This window comes from Janthinobacterium sp. AD80, from assembly GCF_002878455.1.
In the GTDB taxonomy this organism is placed as follows: Bacteria; Pseudomonadota; Gammaproteobacteria; order Burkholderiales; family Burkholderiaceae_D; genus Janthinobacterium.
The window spans coordinates 1-16,438 of the sequence record NZ_NRDQ01000080.1 but is presented as its reverse complement, the minus strand read 5'-3'; the positions used below and the strand labels follow the sequence as shown (position 1 = coordinate 16,438).

Below are 16,438 nucleotides of genomic sequence, written 5' to 3'. Positions count from 1 at the left end.
TTGCGCCAGGGCGGCCTGGCGCGGATCGGCGTCGAGCAGCAGCACCTTGCGTCCGGCCAGCGCGCGCGAAGCGGCCAGCCGTCCGGCCAGGATGGATTTTTCCATTCCGCCCCGTTCATCCGTGATGGCGATGATCATCTTGGCGCACGGCTGGCATGACATTAGCGGCGGAGACCAGCTGCAGCAGACAGCCTTCGTGCGGCGCCGCCTTGTCGGCGGCCGTCCACACGGGCAGTTGCATCAGCTGCTCCAGCGCATCGGCCAAGGCGGCCTGGCCGGCGGAAGACATGGGCGTCATCGGCAGACGCAAGGCGTTGTGCATCTTGCCCTGCATGGCCAGCGCCGCCTTGACGGGAGCGGGATTCGGTTCGGCAAACAGCAGGCGGATGACGGGCAGCATGGCCTTGAACAGGGCGCCGGCGGCGCCGTGGCGGCCGTGCCTGACGAGGTGGTACAGCTGCGCATACAGGTCGGGCCGCACTTGGGCGGCGGCCGACATGGCGCCATGGCCACCCATGGACAGGCTGGCCAGCAGCAGGGCATCGTCGCCGCACAGCACGTCCAGGCGCGTCTCGAGCAGCAGTTCGGCGAACTGCTGCAGCGAGCCGCCCGCTTCCTTGATGGCGACGAAGTGCGAGTCGCGCGCCAGCAGGGCGGCCGTGGCCGGCGAGATATTGACGCCCGTGCGCGCCGGTACGTTGTACAGCACGATGGACTGGTCGGTGGCGTTGGCGATGGCCTGGAAGTGGCGCACGATGCCGTCCTGCGATGGGCGCACATAGGCGGGCGCGGAGATCAGCAGGCCCGCCAGCGGGTGGTCGTTGTAGCGCTGCACCGTGGCGACGACCTGGCGCGTATCGCTGCCGCCCACGCCCATGACGACGGGGAAGCGTGGGCCGACGGCTTCGAGCACGCTATCTAGCAGCATGCTCTGTTCATCCGCTGCCAGCATGGCCGCTTCGCCCGTGGTGCCGCAGACGACCAGGCCATCGATGCCGCTGGTGGCCAGGTCGCTGGCCAGCTGCTGGGCCGCATCGAGATCGAGTTCACCGTCGCCGTCACGGAAAGGCGTGACCATCGGCACCCAGATGCCCTGGAAGTGCGCGGTGATGCGCGCTGAGGACATGGCGTGGTCGCAGGCATGCTGGTTCATGCGGATTTCCCCTGGCTGATGCGGCCAAATTCCGCCGCCGGCAACAGGCGCATGACGGCATCCATGGTCATGCGCAGGGCCGGTTCCGTCACGCACAGCCAGACTTTCATGCGTTCGGCATGGTCGACGGCCTCGATGCGCATGAACGACAGCATCGTGCCGCAGGTCTGTACGACGAGCTGGCGCAGCTGTGCCAGGCAGGCTTTGTCGACGGTGATATGCATGAGGAAAACGGGCAGGCGGGGATGGCGGTGGGGCAGTGCTTGTTGCGTGGTCGGGCGGGAGTGGGCTTCCATGGCGGCTTTGCAGCGGTGGTTGAGGTACGTTCAAGATTAGCAGCGGGGGCGTAAAGATGCTCTAAAAAGCGCGGCCGTTGGCGTAAACAAGCTGTATGCGCCCGGTGCCCGGCTGTTGCGTGGATGCCCCGCGGGTATGCTTTTGTTACAAAATTGAATCGTGCTTTTGGAAGCAGGGGTTTATATTGAAAACGTCTCCGCTTTCAGTCAGCCCCGCCATGTCAGACGAAAAAGATCCCCAGCTTCCTCCTTCCTCCGATCCCGCAGCGCCGGCACGGCCAGACCGGGTGGGCCGCCGGGCACCCGATGACGAGCACCGCGCGCGCGACGCCGCGCCGCGCTACCTGAAGGATAACGACACGCCGCTGGCGCTGGCCTGGCGGGTGATCTCCTCGCGCTACCGTTCCATGCGGGACAAGGCCAGCCGCGATTTCATGCGGCGCACCCTGCGCATCGGCATCTCGGCGCGCATTTTCCACCCGGAGCCGGGCGCCACTGGCCTGCGCAGCAAGAATTTGCAGTACCTGGAAGAGTCGATCGCCCAGTGGGTCATGTCGCGCGACGTGCTGGTGTTCATGATCCCGACCGTCAATACCAGCGGCCTGCTACACCCGTCTAACATCACCCTGCGCCACTATGCGCGCCACCTGGACGGCCTGGTGCTGCAAGGCGGCGCCGATGTCTCGCCACAGACCTATTCCGAGACGGCCACGCGGCCCGAATGGAGCGGCGACCGCGCGCGCGACCTGTACGAGCTGGAACTGCTGCACGAATTCGTCGATGCGGGCAAACCCGTGCTGGGCATTTGCCGCGGTTGTCAATTGATTAATGTGGGCTTCGGCGGCACCCTGTACCAGGACATCGCCTCGGACGTGGAAGGCGCCACTTCGCACGTCAACGATCTGTACGACCGCCACCGCCATACCGTCGTCTTCCCGAAAGGCTCGTCGCTGGCCGGCATGTTCCCGAAGGCGGGTGAGGCGCTGGTCAATTCCATCCACCATCAGTCGGTCAAGGATCTGGGACGCGACATCACGGTGGAAGCGTATTCGCAGGGCGACAATATCGTCGAGGCCATCCGCTACCAGCGCGCGCGCTTTGTCATGGGCTTGCAGTGGCACCCGGAATTCCATTCGGCGGGCGGCGTCGAGTTGCTCGACTGCACGCCCATCCTGGATAACTTCCTGCGCGCGGCGCGCGAGACGCGCTTTTGAGTGCGCTGCTGATCCATCGGCGCAGCGTGCTGGCTGCCCTGCTGGCGCTACCCTTCACGGGGCTGCGCGCGGCGCCACGCCAGCGCGATGACGCGCTGGCGTTCGCGCTGACTTCCACTCTGCGCGCCCGCACGCTGAAGGCTCGGGTGGAGCCAGCCGTCGCAGAACAGGTGCGCAAGGCGGCGCGCAAGGATGCGGCGCGGCCCGTGCACCTGATGGCCGAGGTACGCACGGGCGGCTTGCTGAAAGGCGAAGGCGGACGCGAGACCAGCCAGCAGGCGCAGGAAGACTGGCGCCAGGCGCGCTTGCAGGCGCTGGCCTGGCGGCTGTCGGGCGAGATGCCCCATTTCGAGGCGTCGCGCCGGCTGGCGCTGGCCTGGACCAGCGGCTATCAGCCCTCGTTCAGCCCCGTCGACGAGACGGAGCTGGCCAGCCTGCTGATGGGCTTTGACCTGATACAGGAACGCCTGAATGGCGTGGAGCGTGAACAGGTGCGGGCTTTTTGCCGCACCCTGGCGCAGGGCTACCTGAGCGACCCGGTCAAGGTGGGCGGGCCGTCGACGGCGCGCAATAACTGGCATAGCCACCGCATCAAGATCGGCACGGCCGCCGCGTATGTCACGGGCGAGGCGCTGCTGATCGCGCGGGCGAAGGAGCGCTTCCTGGCGCATGTGCCGCGCAATATCGGTGCCGGCGGCGTGCCCTTCGATTTCGAGCAGCGCGACGCCCTGCACTACACCACCTACAGCCTGGAGCCGCTGCTGACGACGGCGCTGATGGCGCGGGCGCACGGCGACGACTGGTATGGCGCGCCGGAAGCGCAACGCCTGGCCGAGGCGCTGGCCTGGCTGGCGCCGTATGCGCAGGGTAAAAAGACGCACGAGGAATTCGCGAAAAGCGCCGTGCCGTTCGACCGCAAGCGGGCGGCGGCAGGCGAGAAGGGCTTTACGGGGAACTGGGAAGCGAAGGGCGCCGCCAATGTGTACCTGCTGGCGGCGCGTTTCGATCCCGCCTACTTGCCGCTGGCGCTGGAGCTGCGCCCGCCAGCCTGGGCGCTGGCCTTGTACCGGGACTAGGGGGCTGGCCTAGAACTTCGTGCGCAGGGTGAACATCACATTGCGCGGCTCGCCATAGAAGCCGGTCTGGAACAGGCCCAGGCCCGTCATGTATTTTTTATCCAGCAGGTTGTTCACATTCAGGCTGGCCGTGACGTTCTTGCTGATCTCGTAGCGTGCCATCAGGTTGACCAGGGCGTAGCTGCCTTGTTCGATGCGCGAATAGTCCTCGATGGCCGGATTCCAGATATTGCCGTAGTAGCCGCTCTGCCAGTTGATGCCGCCGCCCACGGTGATCTTGTCCAGTGACGCCGGCAGGCGCCAGCTGCCTTGCACGCGCACCAGGTGGGCCGGCTGCGTGGTTTGCAGCATGGTGGAAAACACTTGCTTGCCATCGGCGTCGCGGATGTGCGCGTAGGTGTAGCCGGCGCTCAGTTTCACGTCTTTGACCACTTCGCCCGTCACTTCCACTTCCACGCCGCGGCTGGTGATGCCGTCGATGGCCTGGTACGCTTCTTCGCCATTCACGCTGCCCACATAGCTGGCCACATTGCTCTGGCGTACCTGGTACAGTGCGGCGCTGGCGTTGACTCTGCCCTCGAGAAATTCAGCCTTCACGCCCGTTTCAACACCCTTGCCGCGCACGGGCGCGAGAAAATTGCGGTTCACGTCACGGTTGCTTTGCGGCGCGAAGATGCTGGTATAGCTGCCGAAAAGGGACCAGGTCTTGTCGAGGTCATACACGATGCCGGCATATGGCGTGATGACGTTGTTTTCCTCGATGCGCGACTGGATGCGCGCCGTGCCGCTGTCGAAGAAGGTGCGGTCCTGGTCCTGCCGATAATTGCTCACGCGGGCGCCAACGATGACGGACAGCGCGTCAAGGGGACGCAGGCGCAGCGCGCCGTACAGGCCACTCTGGCGCGTGCTGTCGTTATCGTTGCCCAGGCGGGTAAATGCCGGTTCCGCGTACTGGCCGCGCCAGTCGAAATAGCTGCCTTCTACAGGCGGATAGATTGATTCATACACGGGACCGTCCTGCTTCGCGCTGGAATGGGAGTAGCCGAGCATGGCTTCATGCCGGCGGCCGAACGCGGTAAATGGTCCGCTGGCGTCGACATTGACGGTGCTCTGGCGGCGGTCGCCCTTGTATTTGCCCATGAAGAAATACGCGCCTTCGCCCGTGACGGGGTCGGGATTGCCGCCGCTGGCCGAACCGAGCACGCTGTCATGCTTGCTGCGCAGCTGGTTGGCGTTGATTTTGATTTTCCATTCGTTGGCGAAGGTGTGCTCCAGCGCGGCGAACAGGGTGGTGTTTTGCATGTCGCGCCGGCTCCAGCCCGTGGCCGGGTTCCACGAGGTGGGGAAATCGGTGCGAGAGCCGTCCGCCAGCAGCACGGGGAAACCTGTCCATGTCGAGCCGCGCGGCTTGTAGTCCTGGTGCGTGAAGCCGGCCGTCAGCAGGGTGACGGGTGTCAGGTCCGCCTCGATGATGCCGTAGGCGACGGATTTCTGCTGCTTGTAGCGGTCCAGGTAGGAATGCTTGTCCTGGTAGGCGCCCACCAGGCGGGCGCGCACCGTGCGGCTGGCGTTCAAGGGACCGGAGACATCGACTTCGCCGCGGTAGTTGTCCCACGAGCCGGCACCCAGGGTGGCCGCGCCCGCGAATTCGGCGGTGGGGCGCTTGCGCACCATGTTGACGGTGGCCGACGGGTCGCCCGAGCCGCTCATCAGGCCAGTGGCGCCTTTCAGCACTTCGATGCGGTCGTAGATGGCCATGTCGCTGTTGGTCGTGCCCCAGTCGTACACGCCGTCATAGATGGCCGAGACGCCGTCGTACTGAAAATTGGTGACGGCAAAGCCGCGCGCCCAGAAGCTCCAGCGGTCGCTGTCGTAGTTCTGCACGTTGACGCCGTTGACGTTCTTCATGACGTCGGAGACGGCATTGCTGTTCTGGTCATCCATCTGCTGGCGCGTGACGATGGTCAGCGATTGCGGTGTTTCGCGCTGCGTCAGGGCCAGGCCCGTGGCGCCGCTGGCGGGGCCGCCCGTGTAGCTGCCCGTGCCGCCCGTGACGGCGCTGCGCTCGGCTGCCGCTACCACGGTGACGCCGCCCATGACGGCCACGCCACGGCTGTCCGCCGTGGCAGCGCTGGTGGGGATTTTCTGCAGCAGGTAGCCGCCATTCGGCTGCGGCACGGCTTGCAGGCCGCTGCCGGCCAGCAGCACCCGGAAGCCATCGTGCACGGCATAACTGCCTTGCAGGCCGGCGCTGCGCAAGCCTTGCGTGGACTCGCTGGAGAACGACAACAAAATGGCGCTGTCGCTGCCGAAGCGCGTCAGCACGTCGCCCAGCGCACCGGCCGGGATGCTGTAGACGCGCACTTGCTGGCTTTGTGCCTGGGCCAGCGCGGGCAACGCCAGGGCCATGCCGATCTGCGACAGGGCGCAGGCCAGGACGGTGCGGGTAAGGAGGGAACGCGAAGCGTGATGCATGGAATAAAACCTTTCGTGATTGCGCAAGATGGAGACTGCCTATCTTCCAGGTCACGCGAGCACGCCGAAACAGCTCACTTTGCAGAAAATTTAGTTCAGTGCGCCGCCAGTTCTATCCTGACGACTTGCCGGCCCCAGAAGCGCGTGACGGTATTGCGCCGCAGTTGCAGGCTGGCGCTGACGGCGTCGACGATGGCGTCAACGTCGGCCAGCGGGTAGGAGCCGGAGACGCGCAAGCCGGCGATGGCCGGCGCACAGCCCAGCGGATGGTCGCTGTAGCGCGACAGCTCGGCGAGGAAATCGTCCAGGCGCATGTCGCGCGCCACCAGCATGCCATTCAGCCAGGCGCCGCCATATGGCGCCAGGGTCTGGCGGTGGGAGCTGCCGCTGTCGAAATGCGCGCCTTCGCCTGGATGCAGCACCAGGCGCTGGCCGCCGTCACCGGCCAGCACGGCGACGGCGCCTTCGAGCACGCCGGCGCTCGCATAGCCATCGTGCAGGCGCACCGTGAAGCGCGTGCCCAGCGCCTGCAGGCTGCCGTGCGGCGTGCCGACGAAGAAGGGGCGCTGCGCCGCATCCTTGCCGGTGGCGATGAAGATTTCGCCGGCCAGTAGCTGAATCTGGCGCTGCGCGCCGCTGTAGTCCACATTCACCGCGCTATGCGTGTTGAGCGTGAGCTGCGTGCCATCGGCCAGGGTCACGACGCGGCGCTGGTTGACGCCCGTGCGGTAGTCGGCCGTCCAGCTACGCCACGGAGTGCGGCGTTCAAACGCATACAGCGAGGCGCCGCAAGCCAGCAGCAGGGCCAGGGTCTTGACGGCGTGGCGGCGCGGCGCGTTCGCCTGCACGCAGGCGCGCAGCAGGGTGGCGTGCGTCGCGGGCGGCAGGTGTTCATGCTGCGTCTGCAGCTGCCGCCACGCCTGCATGGCGCTGCCGGCCCGCTGCAAATGGCGTTTCACGGTCGCCAGCGAGATGCCGAGCTGGCGCGCGATGTCTTCCTGCGGCAGTTCGTCGAGCTGGCGCAATAAGAAGGCGCGCTTGACGGGTGGCGGCAAGCCATCGAGCATGCGGTCGAGTTCAAACAGCGTGGCAAGCAGCAAGGCCCGTTCCTCGGGCGGCGGCGCATGCCGGGGCGGCAGCTGCGCCAGCACGTCGAGGTAAGCCTGTTCAAGTTTCTGGCGGCGGTAATGGTTGAACAGCACGCGCTGGGCCACGGTGGCGAGAAAGGCGCGCGGCTCGCGCGCGGCAACAGCGTCTTCGCGGTCGAGCAGGCGCAGGAATGTATCGTGCGCCACATCGGCCGCGCTGGCGGTGCTGCCCAGCTTCTTGCGCAGCCAGCCTTGCAGCCAGCCGTGGTGGTCGGCGTACAGTGTCGCGATGTCCTGGCGGTGTAGCGGCTCTGCCAGCGGCATCGCATTCCCCTTGCATGGCCGGTCCGGGTGGACTGGTGTTTTTAAACAATAATAAGAATCATTCTCACTTATTGTAACAAGCAGGGGAGGTGGCTGTAAATGCCGGGGGCGGCGCGGTGTGGTTTTTTGGGTTGAAGAGCGCGTAGGCCGGATGAGGTCCGCAGGACCGTCATCCGGCAACATCGTTGGCGAGGCTTGTCGGATTACGCGGCTGCGCCGCTAATCCAACCTACGTTTCTACGTCTTGAGGCTGAGCATCCTGCAAAGCGTAGGTCGGATTAGTCCGCAGGACGTAATCCGACAACATTGTTGGCCCGGCCGGTGGTGCTGTCGGATTACGCGGCGTACGTTTGCATGCTGTGCAGCGTCAGTAATTCATCGGTTCGCCTCGGAAGCAGCGGATCGCGGAATCGACCATGCCCTCGGCGCTGCCCTGCACATTGCGCTGCTTGCGCAGGTATTGCGCGTCGCTCCACTGCTTGGCCACGTCCGACAGGTGCTTCAGGGCTTGCGTGCTGCCCAGCGCCTCGGCGTGCGGTTCCATCTTGCGCAGGGTGGTCATGATGTCTTCGCGCAGCGACATGGTCTCGTAGGTTTTTGGATGCGTGATGGCGCCATCGAGGCCGAAGCGGCAAGCCTGGAAGCGGTTGTAGTTATAGACGAGGTAATCGTCTTCCACCGGCGGCGCTTCCTTCTGTTCCAGCAGGTAGCGGCACAGCGCCTGCAGGTAGGCGGCCAGCGCGGCGGCCCGTTCCACCGTCAGCGGCGTGTCGCACACGCGCAGCTCGATGGTGCCGAATTCCGGCTTGGGCCGGATATCCCAGTAAAAATCCTTCATGCTCTTGATGATGCCCGTGTTCTCCATCTTGGCGAAATACTCGTTGGAGAACTGCTCCCAGCTCAGGGTGAACGGCGCGCGTCCGCTCATCGGGAACGCGAACACGGAATTGAGGCGGGCCGAGTCGAACAGGGTGTCGCGCCCCTGCACGTAGGGCGAGGACGCCGACAGGGCGATGAAGTGGGGAATGTAGCGGTTCAGCGAGTGCAGCAGGAACATGGCGTCGTCGCCCGAGGCGCAGCCGATGTGCACGTGCTGGCCGAAGATGGTGAACTGCTTGGCCAGGTAGCCGTACAGTTCCGAGATTTCCTGGAAGCGGGGCTTGGAAAAGATCTTTTGCGACGACCATTGCTGGAACGGGTGCGTGCCGCCGCCAGCGATGCCGATATTGAGTTTGTCGCCGGCCGTGATCAGGGTGTCGCGGATTTCCTGCAGCTGCGCCAGCAGGGGGCCGTGATGCGTATGCACGCTCGAATTGATCTCGATCATGCTCTCGGTGATTTCCGGCGTCACGTTGCCGGGGAACGGTTTCTTGTTCAGCAGATGCAGCAGGTCGGGGCTGGCGGCCGTCAGGTCATAGTCCGACAGGTTCACCAGCTGCAGTTCGAGTTCGACGCCGAAAGTCAGCGCGGCCGATTGGCCAAAGGGTTCCAGCGGCATTTAGCGCTCCTTGATTTCGTGGGTTTCTTTTGCCAGCATCAGTACGCGCTGCACCAGTACGGGGCCGACCAGTTCCAGGCCCAGGGTGACGGCGGCCAGCGCATTCAATTCGTCGCCGAAGTTCACGCCGTGCTGGCGCGCGTGTTCCAGCAACAGGATGATGAAGACGGAGACGGGCGTGAGCGCCACGCCCGTCAGCACGCCCTTGCGCCAGGAAATGCCGCTGACATGCGAGAACGCGGCCACGCCGACGACTTTCGTCAGCAGGCGGCCGCCGACGACGGCCAGGGCCAGGCCCGCGCCGGCAGTCACGCTGGCCCATTCCAGGGTCGAGGCGGCGTACACGAATAGCAGCACCGTCAGCAATTCGCCCATGGCGCCGAAGTTGCGCTGGGCCTGGCTGAAGGCGACGCGGCGGTGGCGCGCCACCAGGCCGAAGGTGAGCGTGGCCAGCAGCGGCGACAGGCTGGTGGTGTAGGTCAGGGCGACGAGCAGCATCACCGACAGGGCGAAGGCCACGGTGGCGTCCTGCGCCATGTTGCCCAGGCGGCGCAGCATGGCCGGCACGACGATGCCGAAGACGGTGCCGGCGGCCACGGAAGCGGCCAGCACGGCGGCGCTGCTGCTGATCGCCTCGATCATGTCCGTCGAGCTCTGGAACATCCAGAAGCCGACGATGATGTTGAACATGAAGACGGCCAGCACGCAGTTCAGGGCCGTCAGGTGGACGATGCGTTCCGTCACCTGGCCCGAGCTGCGTTCCTCGTTAATCACGCGCATGATGGTCGCTGGCGAGGTGGACATGGCCAGCGATGCCAGCAGCAGCGCCGTCATCGAGGTCGAGCCGAATTCGATGCCGATGAAGTAGACGACGCCAAAGGTCAGGAAGGACTCGACCAGGCCCGTGACGGCGATCCAGGGATTGTTTTTCAGCCAGCGCAGGTTGATGCGGTAGCCGACCTCGAACAGGATCAGGCCGAAGGCCACGTCGGCCAGCACCAGCATGGGGCCGGCATCCGTCTGCGGCAGGATGCCGACCTGGGTTTGCGCCAGGATGAAACCGATCACGCCATAAAAACTGATGCGCGGCAGGCCAGTCCAGCGGTGACCGAATTCGCCGATGACCCAGGCCAGGGTAATGGCGAACGGCCAGGACAGGTCGGCGGCGATCGAGATCAGACTTTGCATGCTCATTCCTTTGAAATTGCGCTGGCACCGGCCGGCAGCATGGAGGCTGGCGCGGCAACGGCGTGGTGCAGCGATGGTGCATTGTTTGCGCAGCGCGTTGCGCCGATTCTACCGGAGCAGATGGCGCGCACGATGTGCGCAATCGAACAGTGCCACGGCCATGGCGCGCCGGCCACAAGATGCAGCAGGGCGGGGCGGGCCAGTATCGCTGGCGCGCCGCCCGCGGCGGAGATGCTCCGCACGCTTGTTTCTACCGCAGTGTACGACATGGCGGCGGCAGGCCGCCATGGACTTTTTGTTGCGCGCTTTTATTTACTGAGCAAGCGCATGCCCCGTTCCAGCCCGTCGATCGACAGGGGGAACATGCGGTCGTTCATCAATTGCCGCATCACGCCGATGGACTGGCGGTACTGCCACAAGCCTTCCGCCTCGGGATTGAGCCAGATGAATTTCGGGAAGGCGCTGGTAAAACGCGCCAGCCAGGTGGAACCCGCTTCCTCGTTGTTGTATTCGACGCTGCCGCCCGGATGCAGGATTTCATACGGACTCATGGTGGCGTCGCCGACAAAAATCAGCTTGGTGTCGGGCGGATACTTGCGCAGCACGTCCCAGGTGGGAAAACGCTCGGCGTTGCGGCGCCGGTTGTTTTTCCATAAATAGTCATAGACGCAGTTATGGAAGTAAAAGAATTCCATGTTCTTGAATTCCGTCTTCGCCGCCGAGAACAGTTCTTCCGTGCGCTCGATATGGTCATCCATGCTGCCGCCCACGTCAAACAGCATCAGCACCTTGATGCGGTTCTTGCGCTCGGGACGCATCCTGATATCGAGATAGCCCGCGTTGTTGGCTGTCGCGGCGATGGTGGCGTCGAGCGCCAGTTCGTCTTCCGCGCCTTCGCGCGCGAATTTGCGCAGGCGGCGCAGCGCCACCTTGATATTGCGCGTGCCCAGTTCGCGCTCGCCGTCGTAGTCCTGGTAGCTGCGTGCTTCCCACACTTTCACGGCCGTGCGGTTGCCGCCCTTGCCGCCGATGCGGATGCCTTCCGGATTCGTGCCGCCATTGCCGAACGGCGAGGTACCGCCCGTGCCGATCCACTTGCTGCCGCCTTCGTGGCGTTCCTTCTGCTCTTTCAGCAGCTCATTGAGACGGTCCATCAGCTTGTCGTAGCCGAATTTTTCCAGTTGCGCCTTTTGCTCCTCGCTCAGCTCGCGCTGCATGCGTTTCAACAGCCAGTCGAGCGGAATGGCCGCATTCGTGTCGAAGGCCGCGTTGACACCCTTGAAATACTGGCCGAAGGCGCGGTCGAACTTGTCGAAATGCGCTTCATCCTTGACCAGGGTCAGGCGCGACAGATAGTAGAAATCATCCATCGAGGCGCCGATGACGTTCTTTTGCAGCGCCTCAAGCAAGGTCAAAAATTCCTTGATGGAGACGGGAATCTTCGCATCCTTGAGGGTGAAGAAAAAGTCGATCAGCATGATGCTTCCTGTATCCCGGCGTCGCCGGCGCGCGGCAGGGCGGCGATGGGCCGCTGCGCCAGCTTGTAGCGCAAATGGGCGGCGATTTCCGGCCACTCGCCGCGCGTGATGCTGTACATGACCGTGTCGCGCACGGTGCCGTCGCGGCGCAGCGCGTGGTGGCGCAATACGCCATCCTTCTTCGCACCGAGGCGCTCAATGGCCGCCTGCGAGGCATGGTTGAAGTTATCGGTGCGCAGTCCCACCAGCGCGCAGCCCAGGGTCTCGAAGGCGTGCGTCAGCAACAACAGCTTGCAGGTGGTATTGACGTGGCTGCGCTGGCAGCGTTTGGCGTACCAGGTGTAGCCGATTTCCAGGCGTCCGATGGCAGGCACCACGTCATGGTAGCTGGTGGTGCCCAGCACCTCGCCGCTGGCGGTGTCGATGACGGCAAAGGCGAAGCGCGAGGGGCGCATCTCGATGCCCTTGAAGATGTACTGCTCCACCTGGTCCGGCTCGGGCACCGAGGTGACGCGCAGATTCCACAGCGCGCCATCCATGGCCGCCGCGCGCAGGCCGGGGGCGTGGTGCGGCGCCAGCGCTTCGAGGCGGATGCCGTGCAGTTCCAGGGGGACGAAGACCTGGTCCGGGCTGATGTCGGTCATCGCCGCGCCTTAACGGTTGGTGCGCGACATGAACATCAGGCGCTCGAACAGGTGCACGTCCTGTTCGTTCTTCAGCAGTGCGCCGTGCAGGGGCGGCACGATGGTCTTGCTGTCCTTGCTGCGCAAGGCTTCGGCAGGAATGTCTTCGGCCAGCAGGAGTTTCAGCCAGTCGAGGAATTCCGACGTCGACGGTTTTTTCTTCAGGCCCGGCACGTCGCGCACCTCGTAGAAGGTTTGCAGCGCCTGCGCCAGCAATTCCTGTTTCAGGTGCGGGTAGTGGACGGCGACGATCTGCTCCATCGTGTCCTTGTCCGGGAATTTGATGTAATGGAAGAAGCAGCGGCGCAAAAAGGCGTCCGGCAATTCCTTCTCGTTGTTGGAGGTGATGATGACCAGCGGGCGGTGGCGCGCCGTGACCATTTCGCGCGTTTCATACACATAGAATTCCATGCGGTCGAGTTCGCGCAGCAGATCGTTGGGGAATTCGATGTCGGCCTTGTCGATTTCATCGATCAGTAGCACCACCGGTTCTGGCGCCGTAAAGGCTTGCCACAGCACGCCCTTGACGATGTAGTTCTGGATGTCGCGCACGCGCTCGTCGCCCAGCTGCGAATCGCGCAGGCGCGAGACGGCGTCGTATTCGTACAGGCCCTGCTGCGCCTTGGTGGTCGATTTGATATGCCACTGCATCAGCGGCATGTTCAGCGCGGCCGCCACTTCCTCGGCCAGCATGGTCTTGCCGGTGCCGGGCTCGCCCTTGATCAGCAGCGGGCGCTGCAGGGTCAGCGCCGCATTCACGGCCAGTTTCAGGTCGGCGGTGGCGACATAGCTGTCGGAACCTTCAAAGCGTTGGCCTTGCTGGGGGTGCTGTGCTTGCATGAGCGGTCTGCCAAAGTAGGGAAAGGACAAGTATAAACAGAACTGTGGCGCACTGCCACGCGGGCGGCCTGTGCCCGCCTGCGACAGTGGATTTTTTGTGAGTGGACTTGCAAGAACATCTTGGTTAGAATCGGCAATTAACAGTTTAATTGTCAACATTTAAAGTCAACACATAAAATCAAAAAAAACCAGCTCTGGCGTTTCTCCGATCACCTTTGTTCACTTTGCCACTATGAAAAAAATATTTGCACTTCTCGTGCTTGCCGGCATCGCCAATGCCGTCACTGCGGCTGACATTGTAGGAAACGCCAAGGCAGCCACTGCCAAGGTGGAAATGTGTATCGGCTGCCACGGCATCCCGGGCTACAAGGCGACCTTCCCCGAAGTCTTCCAGGTGCCGATGATCGGCGGCCAGCCCGCCAAATACATCGAGAACGCGCTGCAAGCCTACAAGAAGGGCGACCGCAAGCATCCCAGCATGAAGGGGATCGCCGCCAGCCTGTCGGACCAGGATATCGCCGACGTCGCCGCCTATTATGCGCAACAAGCCAAGTCGAACTGAGGACTAGCCAGATGAAAAAACTACTCGCCGCCCTGGTGTGCGCCACTGTCTCGTTCGGCGCCAGCGCCGCCGGCAATATCAACACCGGCAAGGCCCTGGCGGAAAAATACAGCTGCGCCACGTGCCACGGCAAGGATTACGGCTCGCCCATCGACCCTTCCTATCCGAAGCTGGCAGGCCAGCACCGTGACTACCTGGAGCATGCGCTGACCGCCTACAAGCGGGGCGACAAGGCCAACGGCCGCAACAATGCCATCATGGCGGGCCAGGTAAAACCGCTGACCAACCAGGACATCAAGGACCTGGCCGCCTACTTCCACAGCTTGCCCGGCACCCTGGTGACGCACCGCTGACGGTAGCGCCGCTTCAGGCTTTCAGGCCCACCCGCCGCGCCAGCTTGTGCAAATTGCTGGCGTCCAGCCCCAGCTGGCGCGCCGCGGCGGCCCAGTTGTCCTGATGCAGGGCCAGCGCGTGGCGGATCGCCTGCCGCTGGCTCGCTTCCACCACCTGATGCATGGTCAATAGCGGTATTTGCCCCCCTTCGGCAGGCGCTGGCACTCCGGCGTGCTGGCCCGTGCCCGCCGGCGCGTCCAGCGCATCGAGGTCGAGCATGTCTGTTTCCAGCGTCACAATCTCCTTGCGGTCCGCGCCGCGGATCACGGCTTTCAACGCGGCCCGGCTGATCACATGTTCGAGTTCACGCACATTGCCCGGCCAGCGGTAGTGGCATAGGGCATCCTGCGCGGCGGCGGACAGGCGCAGGCTGCGCAGGCCCAGGCGCGCGCGGTTCAGTTCCAGGAAGCGCCCGGCCAGCAGCAGTACGTCGTGGCCCCGCTCGCGCAGCGGTGGAATCGGCACCGGATACACGGACAGGCGGTGGTACAGGTCGGCGCGGAACGTGCCGTCGCGCACATGCTCGCGCAAGCTGCGGTTGGTGGCGGCGATCACGCGCACGTTGACGCGGCGCGGCCGGTCCGCGCCCAGGCGCTGGATTTCGCCATTTTGCAGAGTGCGCAGCAGCTTGGCCTGTATCGACAGCGGCAATTCCCCCACTTCATCGAGGAACAGGGTGCCCCCTTCGGCCGCCTCGAAACGCCCGGGCCGGTCGCTGACGGCGCCGGAAAACGCGCCGCGCACGTGGCCGAACAATTCGCTTTCGGCCAGCGATTCCGGCAAGGCGGCGCAGTTGACGTGGATCAGGGGCTTGCCGGCACGGCGCGACAGGCGGTGCAGCCGGTGCGCGCACAGCTCCTTGCCCACGCCCGTTTCCCCTAGCAGCAGTACCGGCAGCTCGGCATCGGCCACCACGCGCAGCTCGTGCAGCAACTGCGTGATGGCGCCGCTCTGGCCGACGAAATCGCTGTCCTCATGCTGCGCATCCGCGCTCGGCGCCACCGCGCCGCCCGACAGGCGCAGGGCACGGATTTCCGCTTCCAGCCGCGTGACGCGCACGGCCGCCTCGATGGCGCAAGCCAGTTCGCCCAGTGCACGCTGCGCCTGCGTATCGAAGGTGCCTACGCGCAGGGCGTCGAGCGTGATCACGCCCCAGCGCTCCCCCTCCAGATCCAGCGCCATGCCCATGCAGTCGTGCACGGGCAGCGGCTCGCCGGCCCGCTCGGCGACCAGGCCGTCATACGGGTCGGGCAGGGCACTGTCGTGATGGAAGCACAGCACGCCGCGTCGTTGCAGGATGGCGGCCAGGCGCGGATGGTCGGCGATGGCGAAGCGGCGTCCCAGCGCATCGCTGCTCAGGCCTGCCATCGCCACCGGGCGCAGGTGTTCGCCATCGAGCTTGAGCAAGGCCACGGCTTCGCAGCCGAAGTGCGCGCGCAGGCTGCCCACCAGGCGCTGCAGGCGCACGGCCACGGGCAGGTCGGCGACCAGGTCGGTGAGCAGCAGCAGGTGGATGGCGGTGGTGGTCATCATGACCATGCAGGGTACAACGGACCCTGTTTCAGCGGGGTCATTATGACCATGCGATTTTCAAATCGTTGATTTAAAACAAGTTTTTCCTGGCATGTGGCTTGCGTAGCCAAGTAGGCCGAACCGGCATACAAGAACAAGGAATGCTTGATGAAAACGATACCTACCCTTAGCGCTATCGCCGCCGCCATCTGCGTGCTGGCTTTGCCCCTGTCCGCCTTGGCGGCACCGACAGCCGCCGCCAAGGCCGGCGCGCCAGTTTCCGCCACCGCCGCCACGCTCAAGCGCTATGAACTGCAAACGAATATTGTCGATGGCAAGATGGTCTTCATCGATGCCAAGGGCCAGGTCAATCCGGTGCTGGCGGCCAATACCGGTGACACGCTGGAACTCGTGCTGAAAAGCGGCGAAGGCGCCGAGCACGATTTTCTGATCCCGGAACTGCATGTCGCGTCCAGCAAATTCAGCGCCAATACGGGCAGCACCACCGTGCGCTTCAAGGTCACGCGCGCCGGCACGTTCACCTATTATTGCTCGATTCCCGGCCACCGGCAGATCGGTATGGAAGGCAAGCTGGAAGTGAGCGGCGCGCCGCTGGCCGAAGCGGCCGCGCCGACGGCCGCTGGCGCCGGCAATGCGG

General features: G+C 64.5%; 15 protein-coding genes and 2 pseudogenes. 5 read left to right on the top strand and 12 right to left on the bottom strand.

Annotated features, from left to right (window positions below; genetic code table 11):
* The 3 genes and pseudogenes from JaAD80_RS16275 to JaAD80_RS16265 all read right to left on the bottom strand — a co-directional run.
* Window positions 1–105: pseudogene (locus tag JaAD80_RS16275) on the bottom strand (cobyrinic acid ac-diamide synthase); the annotation flags it as partial.
* Between the two features lie 10 nt (window positions 106–115).
* On the bottom strand, window positions 116–1,153 hold the full coding sequence (dapA, locus tag JaAD80_RS16270) for a 4-hydroxy-tetrahydrodipicolinate synthase (protein ID WP_102295492.1): 1,038 nt from the start codon (window positions 1,151–1,153) through the stop codon (window positions 116–118).
* The gene (locus JaAD80_RS16265) at window positions 1,150–1,449 is read right to left on the bottom strand and encodes a hypothetical protein (protein WP_258003026.1); all 300 of its coding nucleotides are present in this window, start codon (window positions 1,447–1,449) and stop codon (window positions 1,150–1,152) included. The genes dapA and JaAD80_RS16265 overlap by 4 nt, the downstream gene beginning before the upstream one ends.
* 218 nt (window positions 1,450–1,667) lie before the next feature.
* Here JaAD80_RS16265 and JaAD80_RS16260 point away from each other — a divergent pair, with 218 nt between their 5' ends.
* Both JaAD80_RS16260 and JaAD80_RS16255 read left to right on the top strand, forming a co-directional pair.
* Entirely contained in the window at window positions 1,668–2,663 is a 996-nt protein-coding gene (locus JaAD80_RS16260) for a gamma-glutamyl-gamma-aminobutyrate hydrolase family protein (RefSeq protein WP_180979449.1), read from the top strand.
* A complete protein-coding gene (locus JaAD80_RS16255; RefSeq protein WP_102295489.1) occupies window positions 2,660–3,739 on the top strand; it encodes an alginate lyase family protein in 1,080 nt (359 codons plus the stop codon). Before JaAD80_RS16260 ends, JaAD80_RS16255 begins: the two co-directional genes overlap by 4 nt.
* A gap of 9 nt (window positions 3,740–3,748) precedes the next feature.
* Here JaAD80_RS16255 and JaAD80_RS16250 read toward each other — a convergent pair whose 3' ends face one another.
* The 8 genes and pseudogenes from JaAD80_RS16250 to JaAD80_RS16220 all read right to left on the bottom strand — a co-directional run bounded on the left by JaAD80_RS16250 (window position 3,749) and on the right by JaAD80_RS16220 (window position 13,313).
* Complete coding sequence (locus tag JaAD80_RS16250) at window positions 3,749–6,214, bottom strand: TonB-dependent receptor (protein WP_102295495.1); 2,466 nt, start codon at window positions 6,212–6,214, stop codon at window positions 3,749–3,751.
* Window positions 6,215–6,309: 95 nt separating this feature from the next.
* Window positions 6,310–7,140 carry a FecR family protein gene (locus tag JaAD80_RS31535; protein WP_258003027.1) on the bottom strand — a complete coding sequence of 277 codons (831 nt, stop codon included), beginning with the start codon at window positions 7,138–7,140 and terminating at the stop codon, window positions 6,310–6,312.
* A 3-nt stretch (window positions 7,141–7,143) separates the two neighbouring features.
* Window positions 7,144–7,626, bottom strand: a pseudogene (locus JaAD80_RS31530) (sigma-70 family RNA polymerase sigma factor); the annotation flags it as partial.
* A 367-nt stretch (window positions 7,627–7,993) separates the two neighbouring features.
* Window positions 7,994–9,124 (bottom strand): YbdK family carboxylate-amine ligase, encoded by a 1,131-nt coding sequence (locus tag JaAD80_RS16240; protein ID WP_102295486.1) that lies wholly within the window; start codon window positions 9,122–9,124, stop codon window positions 7,994–7,996.
* Window positions 9,125–10,312, bottom strand: coding sequence for a cation:proton antiporter (locus JaAD80_RS16235; RefSeq protein ID WP_180979448.1), 1,188 nt, complete (start codon window positions 10,310–10,312; stop codon window positions 9,125–9,127).
* A 308-nt stretch (window positions 10,313–10,620) separates the two neighbouring features.
* Window positions 10,621–11,790 carry a VWA domain-containing protein gene (locus JaAD80_RS16230; protein WP_102295482.1) on the bottom strand — a complete coding sequence of 390 codons (1,170 nt, stop codon included), beginning with the start codon at window positions 11,788–11,790 and terminating at the stop codon, window positions 10,621–10,623.
* On the bottom strand, window positions 11,784–12,434 hold the full coding sequence (locus JaAD80_RS16225; RefSeq protein WP_102295480.1) for a GNAT family N-acetyltransferase: 651 nt from the start codon (window positions 12,432–12,434) through the stop codon (window positions 11,784–11,786). The genes JaAD80_RS16230 and JaAD80_RS16225 overlap by 7 nt, the downstream gene beginning before the upstream one ends.
* A 9-nt stretch (window positions 12,435–12,443) precedes the next feature.
* Window positions 12,444–13,313, bottom strand: a complete 870-nt coding sequence (locus JaAD80_RS16220) for a MoxR family ATPase (protein ID WP_102295479.1) — start codon at window positions 13,311–13,313, stop codon at window positions 12,444–12,446.
* A gap of 232 nt (window positions 13,314–13,545) precedes the next feature.
* Between JaAD80_RS16220 and JaAD80_RS16215 the strand changes: the two genes are divergently transcribed.
* Together JaAD80_RS16215 and JaAD80_RS16210 are read left to right on the top strand one after the other, a co-directional pair.
* Window positions 13,546–13,875 (top strand): cytochrome c, encoded by a 330-nt coding sequence (locus JaAD80_RS16215; RefSeq protein ID WP_102295477.1) that lies wholly within the window; start codon window positions 13,546–13,548, stop codon window positions 13,873–13,875.
* Window positions 13,876–13,886: 11 nt separating this feature from the next.
* Window positions 13,887–14,228 (top strand): cytochrome c, encoded by a 342-nt coding sequence (locus JaAD80_RS16210; protein ID WP_102295476.1) that lies wholly within the window; start codon window positions 13,887–13,889, stop codon window positions 14,226–14,228.
* Between the two features lie 13 nt (window positions 14,229–14,241).
* Here the strand turns inward: JaAD80_RS16210 and norR are convergent, their stop codons facing one another.
* Window positions 14,242–15,798 (bottom strand): nitric oxide reductase transcriptional regulator NorR, encoded by a 1,557-nt coding sequence (gene norR, locus JaAD80_RS16205; protein ID WP_102295494.1) that lies wholly within the window; start codon window positions 15,796–15,798, stop codon window positions 14,242–14,244.
* 150 nt (window positions 15,799–15,948) lie between these two features.
* On the opposite strand from norR, the gene JaAD80_RS16200 reads away from it, so the two are divergent.
* Window positions 15,949–16,438: cupredoxin domain-containing protein (locus JaAD80_RS16200; protein ID WP_180979447.1), on the top strand; the 490-nt coding region annotated here is incomplete at its 3' end.

Coding starts and splice junctions, on each gene's coding strand:
- JaAD80_RS16235 (WP_180979448.1), bottom strand. CDS start 10,312: ATGCAAAGTCTGATCTCGATCGCCGCCGACCTGTCCTGGCCGTTCGCC.
- JaAD80_RS31535 (WP_258003027.1), bottom strand. CDS start 7,140: ATGCAGGCGTGGCGGCAGCTGCAGACGCAGCATGAACACCTGCCGCCC.
- JaAD80_RS16265 (WP_258003026.1), bottom strand. CDS start 1,449: ATGGAAGCCCACTCCCGCCCGACCACGCAACAAGCACTGCCCCACCGC.
- JaAD80_RS16230 (WP_102295482.1), bottom strand. CDS start 11,790: ATGCTGATCGACTTTTTCTTCACCCTCAAGGATGCGAAGATTCCCGTC.
- JaAD80_RS16260 (WP_180979449.1), top strand. CDS start 1,668: ATGTCAGACGAAAAAGATCCCCAGCTTCCTCCTTCCTCCGATCCCGCA.
- JaAD80_RS16210 (WP_102295476.1), top strand. CDS start 13,887: ATGAAAAAACTACTCGCCGCCCTGGTGTGCGCCACTGTCTCGTTCGGC.
- JaAD80_RS16220 (WP_102295479.1), bottom strand. CDS start 13,313: ATGCAAGCACAGCACCCCCAGCAAGGCCAACGCTTTGAAGGTTCCGAC.
- JaAD80_RS16250 (WP_102295495.1), bottom strand. CDS start 6,214: ATGCATCACGCTTCGCGTTCCCTCCTTACCCGCACCGTCCTGGCCTGC.
- JaAD80_RS16225 (WP_102295480.1), bottom strand. CDS start 12,434: ATGACCGACATCAGCCCGGACCAGGTCTTCGTCCCCCTGGAACTGCAC.
- JaAD80_RS16215 (WP_102295477.1), top strand. CDS start 13,546: ATGAAAAAAATATTTGCACTTCTCGTGCTTGCCGGCATCGCCAATGCC.
- norR (WP_102295494.1), bottom strand. CDS start 15,798: ATGACCACCACCGCCATCCACCTGCTGCTGCTCACCGACCTGGTCGCC.
- JaAD80_RS16240 (WP_102295486.1), bottom strand. CDS start 9,124: ATGCCGCTGGAACCCTTTGGCCAATCGGCCGCGCTGACTTTCGGCGTC.
- dapA (WP_102295492.1), bottom strand. CDS start 1,153: ATGAACCAGCATGCCTGCGACCACGCCATGTCCTCAGCGCGCATCACC.